The organism is Flammeovirga sp. OC4, assembly GCF_000812565.1.
In the GTDB taxonomy this organism is placed as follows: Bacteria; Bacteroidota; Bacteroidia; order Cytophagales; family Flammeovirgaceae; genus Flammeovirga.
Map to the genome: position 1 here is coordinate 144676 of NZ_JTAM01000006.1, position 21007 is coordinate 165682.

Genomic DNA, 21007 nt, shown 5'->3' on the forward strand with positions numbered 1-21007 from the left:
GCACATTTAAGACCTCCCTTTTAGTGATAATCCATCCTTTCAGAACGTGAGTTTATTAATTTTATCAACTATAGCACCACTATTTTCTCAAAAATTAATTTCCTCACAACCTAAAATGAAGAATTATCACTACTAAAATTTAGGCCTTTAATGTGCTCTTAGTGATGATAGTCTTCCTATTTATATAAAGGCCCGTAATTAGAGCAAGCTCTGTAATCGGCCCCTTCAGCATCCATTCCGTGACCAGCCCATGAGCTAGGTCTGAATACATTGTTCGTATCCACGTTGTGCATACAAACAGGGATTCTAAGCATTGACGCTAAAGTGATTAATTCTTCGCCATAGTGACCGTAAGAGAATGCACCGTGATTAGCACCCCAGTTCGCCATTACTGAATAAACGTCTTTGAACGCACCTTCACCTGTTAATCTTGGAACGAACCAAGTCGTAGGCCAAGTCTCATTTGTTCTTTGGTCTAATGCTTTGTGCACATGGTTAGGAAGATCAACACTCCATCCTTCAGCCAACTGAAGTACAGGTCCTATACCTTTGATGATGTTGATTCTCGCCATAGTGACAGGCATTCCACCTTTTGTTAAGAACTGAGAAGAATAGCCACCGCCACGGAAGTACTCGTGAATGGCGGCAGGCCATTTCGTATTCAGTAAGCATTTTTCTTTTTCCTCTTCTGTAATTTCCCAGAACGGCTTCATTACTGGGTTACCTTCAGTATCTGATTGCTGACCAGTACCGTCTAATGTAGCAGAACCTGAGTTGATCAAGTGGATCACACCGTTACCTGCTAAACCTTCTAAACGCTCGCCAGTTACTCTTTCGATGGAGTCCGCAGACCAGAAAGTTCTAACGTCACAGAATACTTGTGCTTGGTTGGTTAATAGGTATCCGAATAGCATAGAAACACCGTTTAAAGCGTCATTTTCTGTAGCCATCATGTATGGATTTCTAATACCATTCCAGTCGAACGAAGAGTTCAAGATCGCTTCCATAAAGTCACCGTTTGGTTGGAAGTCAGTCCATTGTCTTTGTCCTTGGAAACCAGCAGCAATGGCATTGTGACCTAAAGCCTCTTCACCAAATCTTGCCTCTTTTAATTTATCATTGCCTTGCATTAAATCTTTACAGATCAAAGTCATTTTCACAACTTTCTCCCAGATTTTCGCTTTTTCAGCATCTGTTCTCTTAACACCTTCTTCGTTTAAGTCAATACCTTCCTCACAGTATTCTTTTGTCCAAGCCAATGCTTTTTCATATTCTGCTTGATCGAAAATGTTTTCTTCGATACGTCTTGAGATCTCAGACATATCTACATATTCGTTTCTCATGCCAAGGTATTCTTGGAAGAATGTCTCATCTACGATTGATCCCGCGATACCCATTGATACCGAACCAATAGAAAGATACGACTTGCCTTTCATGATAGAAACTGCTAAACCTGACTTCGCAAACTTTAATAATTTTGCTTGAACGTCAGATGGAATATTAGTATCACCAGCTTCTTGTACCTCATGAGAGTAGATACTGAAAGCTGGAACACCTTTTTGTGAGTGACCCGCTAATGCTGCCGCTAAGTATACAGCACCTGGTCTTTCTGTACCATTGAATCCCCAAATTGCTTTAGGAATGTGTGGCGTCATATCAATTGTTTCACTACCATAGCACCAGCATGGCGTTACAGTGATAGACACACCCACGTTTTCTTTTGCGAACTTTTCAGCACATTCTGCTGCTTCTCTTACTCTACCAATTGTCGAATCTGCAATCACACATTGTACAGCTTCACCTGTTGGGTATTTTAGGTTTTCCTCTAAGAACTTCTGAACGGTTTTCGCCATTTCCATTGTTTGTTCCTCAAGGCTTTCACGAACGCCTCCTAGTCTGCCGTCAATTGTAGGGCGGATACCAATCTTTGGTAAGTTAGATGCTGTTAAGATCATAATTGTATTATATATATAGTTCCGATGTCCTCCTCAAAAACTTAGTATATGTTTTATACATATGCATTTGATCAACATTTCATTTCAGATTTTTGAAGAGTTACCTATTGTTGTTTGTTTCGTGTTGATGATACAATTATAGAGGGCTGAAAATGAAAAGACAATGCAAACGTTTGCATTTTTACGCTTCAAAACGTATCATTGAGCATCAAAACCTAATCATGATGTGATGAAAAAATCTAGGAAATCTACTCTGACAGACTTAGCCAAAGCGATAGGAATGAATGTTTCTACTGTTTCAAGAGCATTAAATGATCATCCAAAAATTAGCAACAAGACCAAAGCAAAAGTGAAAGCTTTGGCAGAGAAAATGGACTACAAACCCAATCCATTGGCGCAAGGGCTTAAGAAACAGGATACTAAGACTATTGGTGTGATTTTCCCAACTTTCGATACCAATTTCTTTTTTAGAGTATTAAAAGGGATAGAAAAAGTGATGCATGACAAAGGGTATCAAATTATTATCTCAACAGCGGGTAACTCGGCTGCTCAAGAAAAAGAAGCTTGTCAGGCTTTATCATCTTATCACGTTGGAGGAATTATCATTTTCCTATCTTATGATCATGAAGATCCATCCTTTCTGATCGATATTCAAGACGAAGGTATTCCACTTCTATTTATGGACCGTATTTATGAAGAGATTGATGCCAACTATGTAGTGAGTGATGACTTTAAAGGAATGTTTGAAACGGTATCCGATTTTATTGATAAAGGATGTAAGAATATTGTACATATCAAAGGAAGTGAAGAAGTGTCTACATCTTTCAGTCGCTTGCAAGGATATCAAGAAGCATTAAAAGAAAAAGGAATAGAAGTGAACCCAGATTTTATCATTAAGTGTGAACATGAATCTGAAGTGAAATCAGGTCTCCGTAATTTATTGAGAAAATATACTATTGAAGATATCGACCTGATCACTTGCTTCAATGATTATTATGCATTTCAAGCCTTAGAACTTTTAAAAGAAAAAAATATTAGTGTTCCTGATGATGTATCATTATTAGGATTTGCCAATGACCCTTTATCAACCTACACTTCTCCAAAACTTTCCACCATCAATCAACCTGCCGAGCATATGGGTGTTCAAGCTTCTTATTTATTATTGGATGAAATGGACAAAAATAGAAAAGGAGAAAATTATCAGTATCAGACAAGCATGGTCAATACCTTTTATTTGAAGAGAGAAAGCACGAAGTGAGCGAGCAAATATAAAGAGTTGATAAATTTATTTTAGAAGTGTTTTTATTTAAGTATTGCTATTATTTCGAATTCAAACGATAAAAAGAGATCGTTCATATTACATTATGTAGCGTATTATTTTCAGCTGATCAAAATAGAATAATAGATTGAGTATTTTTGATTTGTAATACTTCAACCCATTCAGTTACAAAAATATTTTTTAGATGAGAACAATTTTTTCCACTCTTACAGTGATTTGCATTATGATGTTTTTGGCATCATGCCAAAAAGTAAGTCAAAAAGAAGATGTAACAAGTAAGCCTAATGTGATTATTGTGATTACTGATGATCAAGGGTACGGTGATATGGGAAATACTGGGAATAAAATTATCCAGACTCCTGCAATTGATAATTTTTCAACACAAGCTATCAATTTAACCAACTATCATGTGTCAACAACTTGTGCTCCTACACGAGGAGCCATGATGACAGGACGAAATCCGAATAGAAATGGTGTGTGGCATACAATTAAGGGAGCATCAATGCTCAATGGAGATGAACTAGCAATGCCAGAAGTTTTCAGACAGAACGGTTACAGCACAGGGATGTTTGGAAAATGGCACTTGGGAGACAACCACCCCTTTAGACCACATGATAAAGGCTTTGATGTAGCCTTTTATCATGGTGGCGGGGGTGTTGGACAAACGCCAGACTACTGGAACAATGACTACTTTGATGATACTTATTTTAGAAACGGAGTACCAGAAAAGCAAGAAGGCTATTGTACAGATGTATGGTTTAGCGAAGCCATCCAATTTATTGAAGACAACAAAGACAAGCCCTTCTTCACTTACTTGAGTTTAAATGCTCCTCATGGTCCTTACAATGTACCTGATGAGTATTATAATAAATATGCTGAAGAGAAAAACCTTCTGGAAACTCAAAAAAGGTTTTATGGAATGATCACTAATATTGACGACAACTTCAAAGTGTTATTAGCGAAATTGGATGAATTGAAAATTGCTGATAATACTATTGTGATCTTCACCTCAGACAATGGTACTGCAGCAGGATACAAGCAAAATAAAAAGACAAAGAAATACTACGGTTACAATGCAGGTATGAGAGGAACCAAGGCAAGTCATTATGATGGCGGACACCGAGTACCTTTTATTATCAGATGGCCAAACGGTAAACTTACAGGTGGTAAGCATTTAAATGAGTTGATCGCTCATGTAGATCTATTACCTACATTAACACAGTTTGCAGGTATTGATTTCAAGCCTAAAAAAGAAATGGACGGTGTGGATGTGAGTACTTATCTTCAAAAAGAAGAAAAACCAAAAGATCGTATGTTAGTGGTAGATACACAACGTATTCCTTGGCCAAGAAAAGGAAAGCAAAGTTGTGTGATGCAAGGAGATTGGAGATTGATTGATGGAAAAGCACTTTATAACATCTCTGAAGATCCAGGACAAACGAAAGATCTTGCAGCTCAATATCCAGAGAGAGTAGCTAAAATGGATGCGTTCTATAATACTTGGTGGGATGGTATGATCAAGGAAACGAAATATTCTATCATTAATCTAGGAGTAGATTCAGTAGATGTATTGACTTGTCACGATGCCCATACGCCATTAGGAGTTAACCCTCCTTGGAATCAAGGATTGATTCGTGCAGGTAAGCCAATGGAGCCCGCAAAGATATTAGTCAATTTTACAAAAGAAGGTACTTATAAGTTCGACTTAAGCAGATGGCCTGAAGAAAGTGGATTAGCATTAGGTGCTTCAATTGAAGATGCATATCCTGCAACAAAAGCTACGAATGCGAGGGTAAGCGGTAAGGCGATTCAATTCAAAACCGCTCACTTGAAAGTAGGAGAAAAAGTATATTCTGTAGAAGTAGACAACACATTGCCTTCTGCAACTATAGAAACGAAATTAACTAAAGGTGATACAGAATTGACAGCTTGGTTTACAACTGTTGATGGAACAGAGACAAATGCTTTCTACATTTATGTTGAAGGGAAAACGGAAACTATATAGTCGCAGTAAATTTCTATTAATTAGACAAAGGCACCTTTTTTAGTTTTGCCAACATTAAATTACGGTGTTTTGGAAAGTGTTTAGACTACCACATTTTTTGTGGTAGTCTTTTTATTTAGGTGTGATTGAACAAAATGGATTAAGTAGATAGTAGGGGAAAATGATTCAAAAGTAGTATTAAGGGCAGGCCTATTATGATCTTAGTACTTTCATCCTGTTAATCAAGGTTTAATTCTCTCTTTCTATTTTTTAGAAGGTCAGCCACATCAATTTCATCACCGTTACTAATACTCTTGTCAACAGTAAGCAGGTTATAATTGCGACCTTTCATTCTAAATAAAATTTCTTGTCCCATTTTTAAATCTACACCACTTTTAGAAAAGGGCGATAGATTAGGGTTCATGACGGTCGGAATGATCAATGGAATGGATTGAGCACTTTTATTTCGAAGCGTAAAGCTCACGTATTCACCCTGTTTTTCAAAAACAGCTCTACTTTCTTTGGTGACTTTTAATTTGATAGTGACAGAGTGATCCATCTCGTTTTTGACAGTCAATTTATTTTCCCTTTCTACCATTACATCTGCATTTGCTCGAGGAGCTAAGCCAAACCCTCTTATTTGCTGTTCAGTTGACTTAGACAATACAGCAATTCCTACGTCATCACCACCATTTTTGATACTAGCTCTAAAGACATCCATATTAGGATAATCAATTTCAATACTGCTGTTAGGAGGTACTACAAGTGCTGTTTTTGTAGTAGTACAAGAGGAAATAAGGAATAAGGCAATGAGTTGTAAAACGATAGTTTTCATCAGATTAGACTTTTAGTTAGAAAAGAGTAGTTGCGATGTGAGCATTCCACAAGAGAACTGAATTAGGTTTGTATTGTTTATAAAAAAGTTAATAGTTTATATATGATCTAAGAATTATTCTATTTTAATGCTGTTTTGTTTAAAAGTGTATGTATTTAATCTGTATTGTAGAAGTCCGAAACTTCTTACGGTCTTTAAAATACAAATGACGCTATCGCTTAACATCTGCGCTAAAAGTACATAGACCCATGGCACGGATGTTAAACGATAGCGTCAACTGTTTAGATCACTAGAAATCTTCCGATTTCTAATAAGAATTACAATTTCGCCTTAAACCAATCGCTTCCTTTAGCAACCGCTAAACCTACTTCTTCTTCCTGGTCATAAAAATTAAACTGTTGGATTGGAGACTCTAATTCAGTATCTAACCAAACTAATTCTTTGTCATCAGTGGCAATTTTCTCGAAGAAATTTTTAGTGTATTGAGGAAGTACACAACCGTCAGAATGAATCATTAATGTGGGTGCTTGAAGTTTGGGAGCATACGGCATTGGGTCTAATGTCAACCAATCTTCCCAGCTCATTACTGCAAATTTATCATTGCTCCATTCTTTCACACCACCTCTTTCTGGGTTCAAATAATAATCATAATTACCATACATTGCTGCGGCCGTATTGGTAGTAGAAATTGTTTCGATATATTCTACCACGCCCTCCTTCGCAAATGCTTCTTTTGCTTTACGAGCGGCTTCAATTTTAGTATTCACACCTTCTTCTCCACCATAAAACAGTTTCACCGCCTCATCGTCTTGCAACCAAGACGCAGCAGTTACAACTGCCTTAATTCTATCATCACCCGAAGCAGCCATTAGTGTATACATTGATCCTGCACACACGGCAAAAGCACCAATTCTTTTTGAATCTACCTCAGGAAGACCTTGCAAATAGGAAACGGCATTTTTGATATCCTCTACTTTCATTTCAGGGTTTTCCCAAAACCTTGGTTCGCCTTCACTTTCACCATAGTTTCTAAAGTCAAATGCTAAGGTAATGAAGCCTTCTTGAGCAAATTTTTCAGCATATAATCCAGCCATTTGCTCTTTTACAGTAGTCCAACTTCCAGAAACAACAATGGCAGGGTATTGTGTTCCCTCAGTGTAGTTAGATGGGAAAAATAAGTGACCTGATAAATTAAATCCTTCGCTTTTAAAATTAATCTTTTTCATATCAATAAATGGTAGTGTTTTGTGTGATTACTTAATTTGATCCAATAAGCCGAAACCTTTAGCAGCTACTATGGGGTTGAATATTTCTACGTATTCAGTAATAAGGCCTTCTTCATTAAATTTGAAAGTGGCGTAGTAGTCATTTTCATACCATCCCGCATTTTCTTTCAATTCAATTTTACCTTTGAATTTCACGAATGTCATCTTTGATGCTTCCATTACGTGAAGTTCTTCTATAGGAAAAAGCATTTGTTCAAAATTTGGAAAAACAGGTTCCCAATACGCTTTGATTGCTTCTCTTCCCTTGGCTCCTTCTGGAAATAAACCAGAGTGATAAGGGTTGATATGAACACCGTCTTCAGCAAATAATGCCACTACTTTTGAGAGGTCTTTGTCTTCTAATGCTTTCAAGAACGCAATAGTATTTTCTTTCATTTGATCTATTTGAATACTCATGATAATGGGTTATTTCGTTATGTTTTCGATGGCTTTTTGAGGAAGAGAAGTGTTACCATCTTGGTATTTAAAATTGAATTTCATTTTACTCACTTTCCATTCATCACTTATCAATACTAACTCGAAGTTATAAGTACCTACAACTGTCCAGACATTTCCTCTCTCATCTTCCAAAAAATGTGTAGCAGTACCATAGCAGAAAACCTGCGCTTTGTTATCTTCAATAGTCGAAATCATATTTCCCAATTGATGATGCGTATGCGTGAAACCAGGAAGAATGCCTTTCCATGCACTTGTGATTTCTTGAGGAGATAGTGTTGTAGCAGGATTTCCATTCATACTGGAATAATCAAGCTCCACCTGATTGGCAAAAATGACTTCAAGTCTTTCCCAATCCTGTTGGTCAGTTGCGATAAATATTTGTGTAACAGCTTTTTCTACGGAATTCATGAGCTTTGGCAATTAAGGTTATTGTTTTTCTTTTTGAACAATACAAATGTCGTTAGCATTGTTTTAAATGAATTTTCCGTTTCAAAGAAAGAAGTATAAATTTCAAAGGATGAGTTATAAAAGTGTTTTATAGGAAAGAAGAGGGGGAGATAAATCGAAGAGTTACTTTATTAAATAAATGATTTTGTTGTTTGAGCATCTCAAAACGATGAAGTTTTGATCGAGTTAACCTTTTAATAGTCGAGAGAAATGAAATTTAGCTTTTGACTTCAAAGCTTTGAATTTTTTGCTTCAAGACAAACCGAAGAGAAAAGAAGCTTGAAAGTTGACGATAATTTAATTTACTCTCCTTTCTTTCTATAAGCTCCTGGAGTTATTGTAGTGTTTTTTTTAAAAAATGCACTGAAGTTATTAGGAGCCTCAAAATGCAAACTGTAAGCAATTTCCTTCACATTTTTATTGGTTTGAAGCAATTCTGCTTTTGCTAGTTTCAAGATATGGTTATGAATGTGGTTTAATGCTGTTTTTCCTGTGATAGATTTGACAACTGCATTCAAATGATTAGGGTGAATGTTGAGTAATCCAGCGTAATAGGAAGGGGAATGTAAGTTGGCAAAAGTCTCCAATTGTGCATCCGGGTAGAAACTCGTTTTGATGAGTTTTTGAAATCTTGAAAGCAGTTTCAGATCAGCAGAACGTATTTGTTCATTAGCGACTTCATGATTGACATTTTTTTGAAAAAGACGCTTGATTTGATGGAGTAGTTGGAGGACGTATACTTGTATAAACTGAAATTTGTCCTCATGATCGCTATGATATTCTTGATGTATACGCTGATAAATTCCAATAATTTCAGGTAAATCCTGTTGATCAATTTCAAAAGGAATGGATTCGTCAATTTTTAAAAAAGGAAAATCATCCAATAAACGATCATAGTAATGTGAGGAAGCTAGGAAATCTTGTGAAAGCACAATATAGTAGCCCGTCCAGTCAGGTACAATATCCCAGGAGAGGATTTGAAAAGGAGAATTAAAAAAGATGGTTACTCCTTCAGGAAAGTCAGAATGATGTCCAGTAATTGCCTTTCCGCCACCATCTGCTTTTATAGCAATTGAATAAAACTCATGACGAAATGCAGGCATACTTTCGACCACTTTCCCCATATTATCCTCAAAGTTACGGATATCAAAGTGAGGATGCTGAGGAGCGTCGATTCCAATGGCTTGACAATATTCTGAAATGGTTTTGAAATGCTTCAAAAGACAAAGGATTAAAGTGAATAATTTTAATAAACTAAGGAACTTCAATTTTAAAAATAAAAAGCCCAACTCCAAAAATTGAAGTTGAGCTAAAAATCTGACGTGAATTATCTTTTATATCTAATCAGGACAGCTATCAACACCTGTCTTGATTAGATTTTAATACCTTTTAAATCTGATTTGAAGAGCTTCAGACTAATTTTATTTAAATCTTCTTCCTTCCCTTCAAAATGATAAGTCACATGATGATGTATTACGGAATCATTGACCCCCAATGCTTTTGCTGGAGAAGAGGACTCCAATTCATAAAATGGTCCCAACTGATCACCGTTTTCTAATGGACCATCATTGTAGGTGTTTACAGCATCTCCGGCGTAGGGTTCATCTTGCAGTTCCCACATAGAGTTAACATAGTCTTGATCATCATTGAAACTAAATTGAACGACTGTAAGTACTCCTTTTTCTGCATCATAACTTCCTAAAAGTGGCACTGTATTCTCAGGTCTCAGACCAATCTTACCTCTATGTGTACCATCACCTTTGAATAAAATCAGTTCATCACTGACTTTTAATTTATCAGAAGGAATAGCACCGAAATAGCTTTGATAAGCAGGAGCATTTTTAAAGGGAACCATGATAACCGTTTCGTCAGTGGGTTTCAACATGCCTAAAATCCATACCGACAATAAGCCAGATTCCTTATTCCACGCTTGCTTGCCTATGTTTTTAATGGTATTGACAGACTCAAATCCCACAAAATCCACCTCCATGTCTGAAAGGTCCAAGGCTAATTTTGCTTCTATTTCTGACCTTTCGAAGATACTTACCTCACGGTTTACCAAAATGTGGAAAGGAAAACCAGAATAATTAGTGAGTTTCATTTCCTTTTCGAAAACAGCTTTTGAAGAAGATTGAGCAATGACATCAAAACCTTCTGTGTCAATTTCCTTTGGTGTACGCCAATTGTCAAAAGTGAATTCCTTTTTTGGATCAAAGAAAATTGAATATTGTCCGCCTTCAGGTCCTAGCCAAAAGCGATCTTCTCCACCATAAACATTAATTTTTTCTTGTAATTCCTTTGAAGCAATAGCTTCATAGTTCAGCCAACCATAGCTGTTTCCACTGTCTCCTTGTGCCGAGCTTGACATAATTCGCCCTTGATAAGCAGGAACAATGGCCACTTTACTTTTTCCTGTACTGTTTTCTAATACGATTGTGGACTGATGGTCTTTTAGAAAAGATACATCATAACCAAATGATCCTTTTTGTAATTCTTGTTTGTTGTCACAACTTAATGAAGCGGTTAAACCCATGATAAATATAGTTTTTATAAAATAATTCATTTGTATTCAGTGCTTTATGGGAGTTGTATTTCTTTTAATCTTGAAAGTAAAAAAAACTCTATCATAAAAGATGAAGAGTTTTTCATAGTTATATATTCGTGTGTAAATTATAATGAATCCGTTTGTTAGTCGTATGAAAAGAGTAGACTTCTGTAAAGCCTATTGCTTTTCGTTCTTTCCTAAGAAAGAAGATTACTTTTCAGTATAGACCAATGAAGAAAATTTTGCATTGTTATTTTCAATTTCCCATTTGATCATCTGTGTTTTTAACCATTTTGATGCTTTGAGCCACTTTTTCTTTTTTAGATCGTTTTGAAGTATTGATTTAATGATCTGTTGCTCGTCGATGTTATTCTGAATTGAAAGTGTCATACTTTGTATTATTTATTAGTTAAAAAAATGGGTAAAGTGTTTGAAGCATGCCTAATAGGCACACCCCAAACGCTTTATCAAAATTAATTTTGTTGGATATACATTACTTTAGTTTGTAAGTATTCCTCTAAACCATGCTTACCATCTGCTCCACCGATACCAGATTTTCTAAATCCAGCATGGAATCCTTGGATAGCCTCAAAGTTTTCACGGTTTACATAAGTTTCACCGAACAACAACTCTTTTGTTGCACGAAGAATTTTATTGATATCGTTTGTATAAATTGAAGAAGTCAATCCATACTCACTGTCATTTGCAAAGTCAATAGCTTGATCGAATGATGAAACTTTCATTACAGGAAGTACTGGACCGAACGTTTCATCTTGCATGATCGTATGATCTTGCTCTACATTGGCAATTACTGTTGGTTCATAGTAGTATCCTTTGTCGAATTTAGATGATATTCTACCACCTAAAAGTACTTCACCACCTTGCTCAACAGCTCTTTTTACCAACTCATCAATTTTCAATAATTGCGTTTTGTTGATTTGAGCACTCATATCTGCTTTAGCATCAGTACGAGCATCGCCTACTCTTACTGCTTTCATTGCAGGAAGTAATTTTGTCATGAATTCCTCATACACTTCTTCCTCTACATATACTCTCTCTGCACAGTTACAAACCTGACCACTGAAGATTACTCTTGAAGCTACAATAGCTTTTACAGCCAAGTCTAAATCTGCATCTTTGCATACAATAGCAGGAGCTTTACCACCTAATTCTAAAGAAACTTTAGTAATATTTTTAGCAGCTGCTTCCATTACTTTCTGACCTGCTCCTACAGAACCTGTCAAACTGATGATTCCTACATCTGGATTTTCAGAAAGCGCCTGTCCAACTTCGTGTCCGTAACCAGTGATGATACTTAAAATACCGCTTGGTAAACCGATGTTTTCAATAAGACGAGCGAATTCTAAACAAACCATTGGTGTTTCTTCACTAATCTTTACTACACATGCATTACCTGTTACCAAAGAAGGAGCAATTTTACGTGCCATCACAAAGAATGGAAAGTTCCAAGGGCAAATACCTACAGCTACACCGATAGGTAATTTATGTAACATCATTTGCTCGTTTGGACGATCACTTTGGATGATTTCTCCTTCGTAAGACCTTGCCATACCAGCATAATAGTCAAAATAAACTGCTGTAACATCAATTTCAACTTGTGCTAAGCCCATTACTTTTGCTTGCTCAGTTGCGAGAGTTTCAGCTAAAAATACACGGTTTTCTCTAATCACCTGTGCCATTTTCTTTAAGTACTCCGCTCTTTCTACTGCTGGTAATAATCCCCATTTAGGTTGAGCGGCCTTTGCTGCGGCTACAGCTTTGTCTGCATCTTCTTTTGTACCTCTTGGAGCAAGGGCAATTACTTCCTCATTACAAGGGTTCAAAACTTCAATGTGATCTGCTGTACTGAAAAAAGAGCCCGCAATATATTGTTGGTAAGTTTTTACATCTGTCCCAACGTCATAAGTGTAGTTTGACATAGTGTTTATCGTCTAAAAATATGTGTAATAATTCAATATTTGGATGTTCATGTTCTCTGAACTTACTGCTAGTTACGACTATATTTTATACTAAATGTCCTGTACTTTCCTGCTTTTTATACAGGAAACCAAAGGATAGTTTCCTGTTTTAATACCGCTAAGTTTGAGGTATAATTTAGAAAACAGACAACAAAACAATTGAAGAAATGAATGCAGTTGCACCAATAAAGAAAGTAAAGAAATCAAAGAAAGATATACAAGAAGGAAGTAACTGGAAAATCACTCCAGAACTACCTCAATTAGAATATAACTGGGAAAAGGGGAATGACCCAGTAACGAGAGAAGAAGTAGAGTTATTCTTTAACTCTAAGCCTATCAAGAAACTAAAGAAGGAAATCTGTTTCGCAGGTAAGCGTTTATGGCAAAAAGGTTATGTAGATGGTAACGGTGGTAACATCACTGTTAGAGTTGGTGATAACTTAGTTTTATGTACGCCAACTTTAATCTCTAAAGGAGTAATGAAGCCAAAAGATATCTGTTTGGTGGATATGGAAGGTAACCAAAAAGCAGGTACCCGTCCAAGAACAAGTGAAGTGATGACGCACTTAGCCATTATGAGAAGAATGCCTACAGCAAAAGCTTGTGTTCATGCTCACCCTCCTCACGGTACTGCCTTTGCTATTGCCTCAATTGTACCTCCAACAGGTGTAATTCCAGAAGCTGATATTTTCTTAGGTCAAATGGGATTAGCAAAATATGAAACGCCAGGTTCACCAGAGTGTGCAGAAGTAGTGGGAGAAACTGCAATTGATCACCAAGCTGTATTAATGGAAAACCACGGTGTGATTGTATGGGGTAGCCATATTGAAGATGCTTACTGGAAAATGGAAAACGTAGAGGCAATCTGTCAAACAGTAGCAGTATCGACTACAGTTTCTCCTGAGATTTCTTGTGTAGGTATTGAAAAAGCACGTGATATGATTGCTATCAGAGAGAAGTTAGGAATGTACGATAAGCGTTCTAACTGGTCTGATGATGAGTTACTTCAAAATGACTTCTACAAGAAAGCAAAAGTAATCAACAGAAGATAATTGATGTGTGTCGGTTAATAGTGTGACTCATTTTTTTAATTACATTATTCAACTTTTTAAGCTATAGACGCCTACTTGTTAAGTTGGAATTGAAAAGGATTATCAATTTTTTCAAAAGTGACTTTATTTTTAGCTTAACAGAGATCACTAATAAGTACTTCTAGTACTTAAGTATTGCTTGCTTTTATGCAAGCAATACTTTTTCAAACCAATTGAACAGATTTAAACTGTTCATCAATGATGAAATGGAAGATTTTAGAATACCTTAAGGTTGTAAGCTGATCCGCCTCCATTTCAGTTTGTGAGATTGTTGATTCGAAATGGAATAGAAATTATTTGATTGAAAATTAACCTAATCACGTTCTTCAATGATAGATTCCAAAAGAAGAGTAGGACTCGTTCAGCGCTCTACTATCAAACAAGAACAACCATTTAATACTTGATTAAACTTATACCCTAACCTTTAGTTCAACAGTTATGGAAATTGGATTATTTATACCTTGCTATATAAATCAGTTTTATCCTGAAGTAGCAAAAGCTACGCTTAAGCTATTACAAAAGTATGGAAATGTAACTTACCCATTGAGTCAAACTTGTTGTGGTCAGCCAATGGCCAATTCAGGATGTGAAAAAGATGGAGTAGATGCTCTTAAAGTATTCTACGATAATTTTAAAGACTTTGATTACGTAGTTGGACCTTCTGCAAGTTGTGTCTTACACGTAAGAGAGCATGGAGCTCATTTATATCCAACTATGGCCCCAATGATCGATAAAGTATTTGATCTAACGGAGTTCATTTATGATGTAATGAAAGAAAAAGAGCTTCAAGCTGAATTCCCTCATAAAGTGGCAATCCATAAGAGCTGTCACGGACTAAGGGGAATGCGTTTGGGTCAATGTTCGGAAAGAGTAACTTGTGATGTTTCAAAGCAAGATGTACTCGTGGAGCAGGTAACAGGAGTAACATTGATCCAACCCAAAAGAGCGGATGAATGCTGCGGATTTGGAGGTACTTTTAGTGTTTCCGAACCAGACATCTCAGTACGAATGGGTACAGATAGATTGAAGGATTATATCGAGTCAGGAGCTGAATACATCACTTCTGGGGATATGTCATGTTTAATGCACCTTGATGGTATCATTCAGCGTGAAAAGCTACCAATTAAGGTGATTCATTTGGCTGAGATTTTAGCCTCAGAAATCAACTCAACAACTACTGATAAAGAAAAAGCTTATGTCAACGCAGTATAAAAATCATCCGGCAGGGGCGAAAGCATTTAATAAAAACCCTGAAAGAGTTTCTTGGCACGACAAAGCCTTATGGTTTGTTCGTGAAAAAAGAGATAAAGCAACACACGGTATTCCAGAATGGGAAGAGCTAAGAGAGATTGCAGCTCAAATCAAAGCACATACATTATCCCATTTAGATAAATATTTATTGCAATTTGAAGAACAAGCACAAGCCAATGGCATTCATGTACATTGGGCTAAAGATGCTCAAGAACACAATGATATTGTATTGTCTATTCTTCAAAAACACAACGTAAAAAACGTTGTAAAAAGTAAGTCTATGTTGACGGAGGAATGTGGCTTAAACCCCCACCTCAACCAACATGATATTGATGTGGTAGATACGGATTTGGGTGAACGCATAGTGCAGTTGGCCAAAGAACATCCAAGTCATATTGTACTACCTGCCATCCATAAGAAAAAGGAAGAAGTAGGTGAGCTTTTCCATGAGCATCTTAATACTGAAAAAGGAGCTACTGACCCCACCTACTTAACAAGAGCAGCAAGAGAACATCTTAGAGACAAGTTTTTACAAGCCGATGCGGCCATTACAGGAGTCAACTTTGCAGTGGCTGAATCGGGTGGTTTTGTCGTTTGTACCAACGAAGGTAATGTAGATATGGGAGCCAATTTAGCTCCAGTTCATATTGCTTGTATGGGGATCGAGAAAATTATTCCTAAGGTAGAGCATCTAGGGGTTTTCTTAAGGTTGTTAGCAAGAAGTGCAACAGGACAAGCCATTACTACTTACAGCTCACATTTCCATAAGCCAAAAGACGGTAAGGAAATGCACATTGTTTTAGTAGATAATGGTAGAACGGAACAATTGAGTAGAGATGATTTCAGAAAATCATTGAATTGTATTCGTTGTGGTGCTTGTATGAACACTTGCCCGATTTACAGAAGAAGTGGCGGTCATAGCTATACTTATACTATTCCAGGCCCAATCGGTTCTATTTTATCTCCAGGAAAGGACTTGAAGAAACATAGCTCGTTGCCATTTGCTTCTACACTATGTGGATCTTGTAGTGATGTTTGCCCAGTGAAAATTGATATTCATACACAACTCTATAAATGGAGACAGATCATTATGGAAGAAACCAATTATGATCCAGCCAAGAAGTTGAGTATGAAAATGGTAGGAAAAGCTATGGGAAATCCTAAGTTATTTAAGATGATCAGTAAAGTAGGAAATACCTTCTTGAAAGGTCCGAGAGTGTTGATTTATAATCCATTGAATACTTGGGGAATTAAGAGGGAACTTCCTGTTCCTACACAAACATTTGATGATTGGTACAAGAAAAACAATTCATAAAATGACAGCAAAAGAAAAAATCTTAAATAACATAAAAGGCCTTCAATTACCTTCTAAAGCTCAGCCTTTGGTGCCTATTTTTGAAGGACTATCCGATGATAAACACAGCTTCTTCTTGGAAACATTGGAGACGTTGGGTGTGGAAGTTATCATCAGTGAAGACAAAGCAGCATTAGCACAGCTTGTCGCTGAACGAGCGGAAGAAGGACCTGTTTATTCTTCTATTTCGGAACTAGGTTATACCAATACTTTAGAAAATACTGAAATGGCAGATCTTAACCTTTCGGTGATTGAAGGAGAATTAGGTGTAGCAGAAAATGGAGCAATTTGGATAGAAGGAGATGCTTTAACAGAAAGAGCATTGACCGCCATTGGTTCTCATTTGATGATTGTTTTACCTTATCAAAAAGTAGTCTGGAATATGCATGAGGCGTACACTTATGTAGAACCAAGACAAAGTGGATATGGAGTATTTATTTCAGGTCCATCCAAAACAGCAGATATTGAGCAGTCATTAGTAAAAGGTGCTCATGGTGCCAAATCGTTGACTGTCTTTATCCAAAAATAAAAAGAAGGGGTAGACCATGGTGTCTACCCTTATTGTTCACAGAAAATAGAACATCTCATAAAGAATCACGCATTCTTTTTAATTACCTTCTTAAATACACTGTAAACTAAGTTTTCGAATATTTATGATTTTTAGAAATCAGGAGATTTCTGTTGATCTGTAGGACACGAATGCCGCTAACGCTTAACATTCGCGCCAGTGGCATTCTACCCAATTCGTTTGGCAGTACTTTCCTCGGCCTTGAAGGGAAAAGCGTTAAGAATTTCATGAAGTGAGTCGTTAAAAATGATTTTGTTGTTTGAGCGCAGCGAGTTTAAAATCATTTAGGCGAGAGCAATGGAATTTAGCTTTTGACTTCTAAGCCTTGAATTTTTTGCTTAAAGACAAAAATGAAGCAGAAAGAACTTTGAAAGTAGACCCTATAAATGCTTATAGAAAGATCGATTGGAAGTGAACGATAACTTTGTTTTAACTTTTAAAAAGTTTCTTATCACTAGTAAACAACACACTACCTTTTACACCAAGTGATATTATTATTCATCTAAGTATTTACTTAAGTACCAATATCAAAATTACCTTACACCTTTTGTTTTTATACAGTTAATGCGATAAAGTAGAATTTGTTGCGTGAGATGTTCATTACAAATAAAAGGATTGCCAACTAATTTTGAGTCAGTACTTCTCAGACTTATATCTATTACTAAATTATGATTTACACTGAAAAATCTAAAGCTAACCTGGACACTTTTACGTCACCGGTCGGAATTGCTGTTGATCGATTCATCGCACAAAGACAAAGCGAATTTCCTCATGCCACTGGAGAATTATCTCAACTATTGAGAGATATTGTTATTGCATCTAAAATTATTAGTAGAGAAATTAATAGAGCAGGGCTAAGTGGAATTGAAGGAATGACAGAAGACGAAAACATTCAGGGGGAACCTCAAAGAATGTTGGATGTTATTGCCGAATACCGATTTAAGAAAGCTTTGATCAATGGAAAACAGGTTTGCGCCATCTTATCTGAAGAAAGTGATGAGGTGATCGACACTGGGAATTATGATGCAAAATACGTGGTGGCCATTGACCCGTTGGATGGTTCTTCTAATGTAGACGTTAATGTTTCCGTAGGAACAATTTTTTCAATTTACAAAAGAGTGAGCCCACAAGGACAACCTTTCACAAAAGAGGACTTCTTACAGGAAGGTACAAAACAAGTAGCGGCAGGGTATATTTTATATGGATCATCTACTATGTTAGTGTACACTACAGGATGTGGTGTGAATGGTTTTACATACGAACCGTCATTAGGAGAATACTTTTTATCTCACCCTAATATTATCCAACCTCAAGATGGAGAATATTACAGCGTGAATGAAAGGGATAAAGATGAATTTTCTAGAGATGTGAAAACGTACCTTTATGAGTTGAAATCCAAGAAAAAAGGAACACGGTATGTAGGTTCTTTAGTATGTGATTTCCATAGAAACTTACTAAAAGGAGGTGTATATCTTTACCCTGCTACAGACCAATATAAAAAGGGAAAACTGAGATTAATGTATGAGTGTCATGCATTGGCCTTTATCACCGAACAAGCAAAAGGACGTGCAACAAATGGTAATATTCGCATTATGGACATTAAGCCACAAAGCTACCATGAACGAACGCCGATTATTATTGGTTCTAAAGGGTTAGTAGATGAGTTTGAAGACGTTCAGAAGCTGATTAGGTTCAAATAAAAGAGTAGTAAATGAGGAGATATTATCAATAGTAATTTTTTACAATCCTATATATACAACAAAGCCTTCAGGTTTTCACCTGAAGGCTTTGTTGTTATTCGCAGTTCACTCTTACATTAGCAGATGTCTTTGTGATTAACGGCGAGACATTTTTAAAACTTTCTTTTGAAGTTTTGCAACATCATCACCAGCGATCATTCCTGCCAAAATTGCCTTATTGTAAGCTTCGATAGCCATATCTTTAGCACCGTTTAATGCTAAATAGTCACCTTTGATTTCTAAGTTTTCAGCGTTCTCGTTGATAGCGATTGACTTCTCAATCCAAACAAAAGCTTCACTTAAGTTCGCTTTCAACTCGATACATCTTTCAGCAGCGTTTGAATAAACAGCCCAATCAGTAGCGGCAGCATTTTCAACAGCAGCACGTAGTTTTGAAATTTCATTATCATCTTTATCAGTAGGGTTAGCGAATGAAGGGCTAACAGTGATGATTGTAACTAACGCGATTACTAAAAGTTGTTTTAAAGATTTCATGGCTATATATATTTTTTGTTTTTTGATTCGATTAAATACACTTAACCTTATACTAAAGGCTTGCCAATAATATGTAAATAGTTGATAGTCAGATTTATGCATTCTTGTTTTGGGTTTTTAAGTGTAAATCATACATAGTTTTTATCACATATTTGAACAATTTGTCCATAAACGGTCACTTTTTATTGAATTTTTCGAAATATAATTCTGTATTTATATATTTATTTGCATCTATTTAAAATTATATTCTTTAATTAATGTAGTGTGCATTGTTTTTATTCTGATTGAAAAGATTTATTAACCAATATGTTTAAAATCTTTAAAAGGAGTAGATGGTTTATTTATCATTTTTTCAATTATTATGCTTTTAAATTATAAATCGTATAAATATTTTCTTTTTTAGAGGTGTTTATTTGATATATTGTCATATTAACGCCCGCTTCATATAAAATTAATGTGAAGTGTACGCTTTTGAAATTAACTTATTGCAAGACATAAAAAATGCCCAATTTCGAGCAGTTATGAAGCTTGAAATTGGGCATTACTAAAAAGACTTTTCAACTTATTCATTGAGTATTTCAGTTCTATCAAACGAATTGTGTAGAAGGTCCATTGACACAAGTATTAAGCGGTGATGTTATTTGTGTCTTGTGGTTCCTGAGGGCGTTGCAATGCAACATTCCTACACCACTCCATTTTAGAATATTAGTACAAAACAGTTGTTTTTTAATTTGTGATCAGATAAAAACGAAGAGGAAAGAAGATTGAAAGTAGATCCTATAAATGCTTGTAGAAAGGTCGAGTAAAAGTTGATGATAATTATAATTTTTCACGATGATAAAAAACAAGGCCTATAAGTTTTCACTTACAGGCCTTTATCTATCGTTCATGTTTAGTAGTATCCGTCTCTCGTAGGCTATTTTTTAGCGACGAGATAACTTCAATACTTTCTTTTGTATTTTAGAAACATCTTCGCCAGCAAGCATTCCTGCTAAAATTGCTTTGTTGTATGTTTCAATCGCCATATCGTCTGCTCCATTTAATGCTAAGTAATCTCCTTTGATTTCTAAGTTCTCAGCATTAGCGTCGATTGCAATTGATTTTTCGATCCAAACATAAGCTTCACTTAAGTTTGCTTTTAACTCGATACATCTGTCAGCCGCATCAGCGTAAGCTTCCCAGTCAGTAGCTGTTGCATTTTCAACCGCAGCACGTAATTTGTCAATCTCATTATCTTCGTTATCAGTAGGATTAGCGAAAGAAGGATTTACAGTGATGATTGCAAATAACGCTAGAACTAAAAGTTGTTTTAAAGATTTCATGACTATATATATTTTGTGTTTTCTTGTATCATTGAATTATGTTTTACTATACACTAAAGACTTGCCAAAGTGGGTTAATGTGTTGATTTTTAAAGTGTTATGGTGTTTGTTTTGGGTTTTAAGTGTAAATGAAACACTGTTTTCATTACATATCTGAACAACTTGTTCGTAAACGGTCACTTTTTATGTTTTATACCAGAATATTATTCTGTTTCACTATATTTGTTTACATTTATTTAGAATAATATTTTATGATCGCTCTCAAATATCTTGTTTTTGTTTTGTTGAGTGGAATTCGTTAGCTGTAATATTTAAAACCTTTTGAAATAGGAGAGATGTTATTTGTCATTTTCATAAAAAATCAACCATTAAATTTATAATACTGTAAAAATATATCATTTTTCAAGTTTATATTTTAGATATTATTAAATACATACCG

The 21007-nt window shown here is 35.9% G+C and carries 18 protein-coding genes; 7 read left to right on the forward strand and 11 right to left on the reverse strand.

The genetic code is table 11. The annotated features are described in order from the left end of the window. Nucleotides 1-176: 176 nt before the first annotated feature. Complete coding sequence (locus tag PL77_RS06960; protein ID WP_044203186.1) at nucleotides 177-1955, reverse strand: L-fucose isomerase; 1779 nt, start codon at nucleotides 1953-1955, stop codon at nucleotides 177-179. Nucleotides 1956-2184: 229 nt separating this feature from the next. On the opposite strand from PL77_RS06960, the gene PL77_RS06965 reads away from it, so the two are divergent. Beyond that, nucleotides 2185-3213 carry a LacI family DNA-binding transcriptional regulator gene (locus PL77_RS06965; RefSeq protein ID WP_044203189.1) on the forward strand — a complete coding sequence of 343 codons (1029 nt, stop codon included), beginning with the start codon at nucleotides 2185-2187 and terminating at the stop codon, nucleotides 3211-3213. Between the two features lie 205 nt (nucleotides 3214-3418). Further along, nucleotides 3419-5239 (forward strand): arylsulfatase, encoded by a 1821-nt coding sequence (locus tag PL77_RS06970; protein WP_044203194.1) that lies wholly within the window; start codon nucleotides 3419-3421, stop codon nucleotides 5237-5239. A gap of 217 nt (nucleotides 5240-5456) precedes the next feature. Here the strand turns inward: PL77_RS06970 and PL77_RS06975 are convergent, their stop codons facing one another. From PL77_RS06975 to aldA, 8 genes are all read right to left on the reverse strand, one after another. Next, nucleotides 5457-6053: a hypothetical protein gene (locus PL77_RS06975; RefSeq protein WP_044203197.1), complete on the reverse strand. Its 597-nt coding sequence runs from the start codon at nucleotides 6051-6053 to the stop codon at nucleotides 5457-5459. A gap of 317 nt (nucleotides 6054-6370) precedes the next feature. Next, nucleotides 6371-7279 (reverse strand): alpha/beta hydrolase, encoded by a 909-nt coding sequence (locus PL77_RS06980; protein ID WP_044203199.1) that lies wholly within the window; start codon nucleotides 7277-7279, stop codon nucleotides 6371-6373. A 27-nt stretch (nucleotides 7280-7306) separates the two neighbouring features. Continuing rightward, nucleotides 7307-7735, reverse strand: coding sequence for a nuclear transport factor 2 family protein (locus PL77_RS06985; protein WP_044203200.1), 429 nt, complete (start codon nucleotides 7733-7735; stop codon nucleotides 7307-7309). 9 nt (nucleotides 7736-7744) lie between these two features. After that, entirely contained in the window at nucleotides 7745-8185 is a 441-nt protein-coding gene (locus PL77_RS06990; RefSeq protein WP_082026432.1) for a nuclear transport factor 2 family protein, read from the reverse strand. A 341-nt stretch (nucleotides 8186-8526) separates the two neighbouring features. Continuing rightward, nucleotides 8527-9444 carry an AraC family transcriptional regulator gene (locus PL77_RS06995; protein ID WP_044203370.1) on the reverse strand — a complete coding sequence of 306 codons (918 nt, stop codon included), beginning with the start codon at nucleotides 9442-9444 and terminating at the stop codon, nucleotides 8527-8529. A gap of 152 nt (nucleotides 9445-9596) precedes the next feature. Further along, nucleotides 9597-10787: a DUF6786 family protein gene (locus PL77_RS07000; RefSeq protein WP_156152280.1), complete on the reverse strand. Its 1191-nt coding sequence runs from the start codon at nucleotides 10785-10787 to the stop codon at nucleotides 9597-9599. Nucleotides 10788-10979: 192 nt separating this feature from the next. Further along, nucleotides 10980-11159: a hypothetical protein gene (locus PL77_RS07005; RefSeq protein ID WP_044203204.1), complete on the reverse strand. Its 180-nt coding sequence runs from the start codon at nucleotides 11157-11159 to the stop codon at nucleotides 10980-10982. An 83-nt stretch (nucleotides 11160-11242) separates the two neighbouring features. After that, the gene (gene aldA / locus PL77_RS07010) at nucleotides 11243-12709 is read right to left on the reverse strand and encodes an aldehyde dehydrogenase (protein ID WP_044203206.1); all 1467 of its coding nucleotides are present in this window, start codon (nucleotides 12707-12709) and stop codon (nucleotides 11243-11245) included. A 206-nt stretch (nucleotides 12710-12915) separates the two neighbouring features. Here aldA and PL77_RS07015 point away from each other — a divergent pair, with 206 nt between their 5' ends. The 5 genes from PL77_RS07015 to fbp all read left to right on the forward strand — a co-directional run bounded on the left by PL77_RS07015 (nucleotide 12916) and on the right by fbp (nucleotide 18712). Beyond that, nucleotides 12916-13800, forward strand: a complete 885-nt coding sequence (locus PL77_RS07015; protein WP_044203208.1) for a class II aldolase/adducin family protein — start codon at nucleotides 12916-12918, stop codon at nucleotides 13798-13800. A gap of 477 nt (nucleotides 13801-14277) precedes the next feature. Then, nucleotides 14278-15051 (forward strand): (Fe-S)-binding protein, encoded by a 774-nt coding sequence (locus tag PL77_RS07020; RefSeq protein WP_044203210.1) that lies wholly within the window; start codon nucleotides 14278-14280, stop codon nucleotides 15049-15051. Further along, entirely contained in the window at nucleotides 15035-16405 is a 1371-nt protein-coding gene (locus PL77_RS07025; protein ID WP_044203213.1) for a LutB/LldF family L-lactate oxidation iron-sulfur protein, read from the forward strand. The genes PL77_RS07020 and PL77_RS07025 overlap by 17 nt, the downstream gene beginning before the upstream one ends. Nucleotide 16406: 1 nt before the next feature. Next, on the forward strand, nucleotides 16407-16973 hold the full coding sequence (locus PL77_RS07030) for an LUD domain-containing protein (RefSeq protein WP_044203372.1): 567 nt from the start codon (nucleotides 16407-16409) through the stop codon (nucleotides 16971-16973). 707 nt (nucleotides 16974-17680) lie between these two features. Then, the gene (gene fbp, locus PL77_RS07035; RefSeq protein WP_044203215.1) at nucleotides 17681-18712 is read left to right on the forward strand and encodes a class 1 fructose-bisphosphatase; all 1032 of its coding nucleotides are present in this window, start codon (nucleotides 17681-17683) and stop codon (nucleotides 18710-18712) included. Between the two features lie 135 nt (nucleotides 18713-18847). On the opposite strand, the gene PL77_RS07040 is transcribed toward fbp, so the two are convergent. Together PL77_RS07040 and PL77_RS07045 are read right to left on the reverse strand one after the other, a co-directional pair. Beyond that, nucleotides 18848-19246, reverse strand: coding sequence for a hypothetical protein (locus tag PL77_RS07040; protein WP_044203217.1), 399 nt, complete (start codon nucleotides 19244-19246; stop codon nucleotides 18848-18850). A gap of 923 nt (nucleotides 19247-20169) precedes the next feature. Beyond that, complete coding sequence (locus PL77_RS07045; protein ID WP_044203218.1) at nucleotides 20170-20568, reverse strand: hypothetical protein; 399 nt, start codon at nucleotides 20566-20568, stop codon at nucleotides 20170-20172. Nucleotides 20569-21007: the final 439 nt, after the last annotated feature.

Coding starts and splice junctions, on each gene's coding strand:
- PL77_RS06960 (WP_044203186.1), bottom strand. CDS start 1,955: ATGATCTTAACAGCATCTAACTTACCAAAGATTGGTATCCGCCCTACA.
- PL77_RS06965 (WP_044203189.1), top strand. CDS start 2,185: ATGAAAAAATCTAGGAAATCTACTCTGACAGACTTAGCCAAAGCGATA.
- PL77_RS06970 (WP_044203194.1), top strand. CDS start 3,419: ATGAGAACAATTTTTTCCACTCTTACAGTGATTTGCATTATGATGTTT.
- PL77_RS06975 (WP_044203197.1), bottom strand. CDS start 6,053: ATGAAAACTATCGTTTTACAACTCATTGCCTTATTCCTTATTTCCTCT.
- PL77_RS06980 (WP_044203199.1), bottom strand. CDS start 7,279: ATGAAAAAGATTAATTTTAAAAGCGAAGGATTTAATTTATCAGGTCAC.
- PL77_RS06985 (WP_044203200.1), bottom strand. CDS start 7,735: ATGAGTATTCAAATAGATCAAATGAAAGAAAATACTATTGCGTTCTTG.
- PL77_RS06990 (WP_082026432.1), bottom strand. CDS start 8,185: ATGAATTCCGTAGAAAAAGCTGTTACACAAATATTTATCGCAACTGAC.
- PL77_RS07000 (WP_156152280.1), bottom strand. CDS start 10,787: ATGAATTATTTTATAAAAACTATATTTATCATGGGTTTAACCGCTTCA.
- PL77_RS07005 (WP_044203204.1), bottom strand. CDS start 11,159: ATGACACTTTCAATTCAGAATAACATCGACGAGCAACAGATCATTAAA.
- aldA (WP_044203206.1), bottom strand. CDS start 12,709: ATGTCAAACTACACTTATGACGTTGGGACAGATGTAAAAACTTACCAA.
- PL77_RS07015 (WP_044203208.1), top strand. CDS start 12,916: ATGAATGCAGTTGCACCAATAAAGAAAGTAAAGAAATCAAAGAAAGAT.
- PL77_RS07020 (WP_044203210.1), top strand. CDS start 14,278: ATGGAAATTGGATTATTTATACCTTGCTATATAAATCAGTTTTATCCT.
- PL77_RS07025 (WP_044203213.1), top strand. CDS start 15,035: ATGTCAACGCAGTATAAAAATCATCCGGCAGGGGCGAAAGCATTTAAT.
- PL77_RS07030 (WP_044203372.1), top strand. CDS start 16,407: ATGACAGCAAAAGAAAAAATCTTAAATAACATAAAAGGCCTTCAATTA.
- fbp (WP_044203215.1), top strand. CDS start 17,681: ATGATTTACACTGAAAAATCTAAAGCTAACCTGGACACTTTTACGTCA.
- PL77_RS07040 (WP_044203217.1), bottom strand. CDS start 19,246: ATGAAATCTTTAAAACAACTTTTAGTAATCGCGTTAGTTACAATCATC.
- PL77_RS07045 (WP_044203218.1), bottom strand. CDS start 20,568: ATGAAATCTTTAAAACAACTTTTAGTTCTAGCGTTATTTGCAATCATC.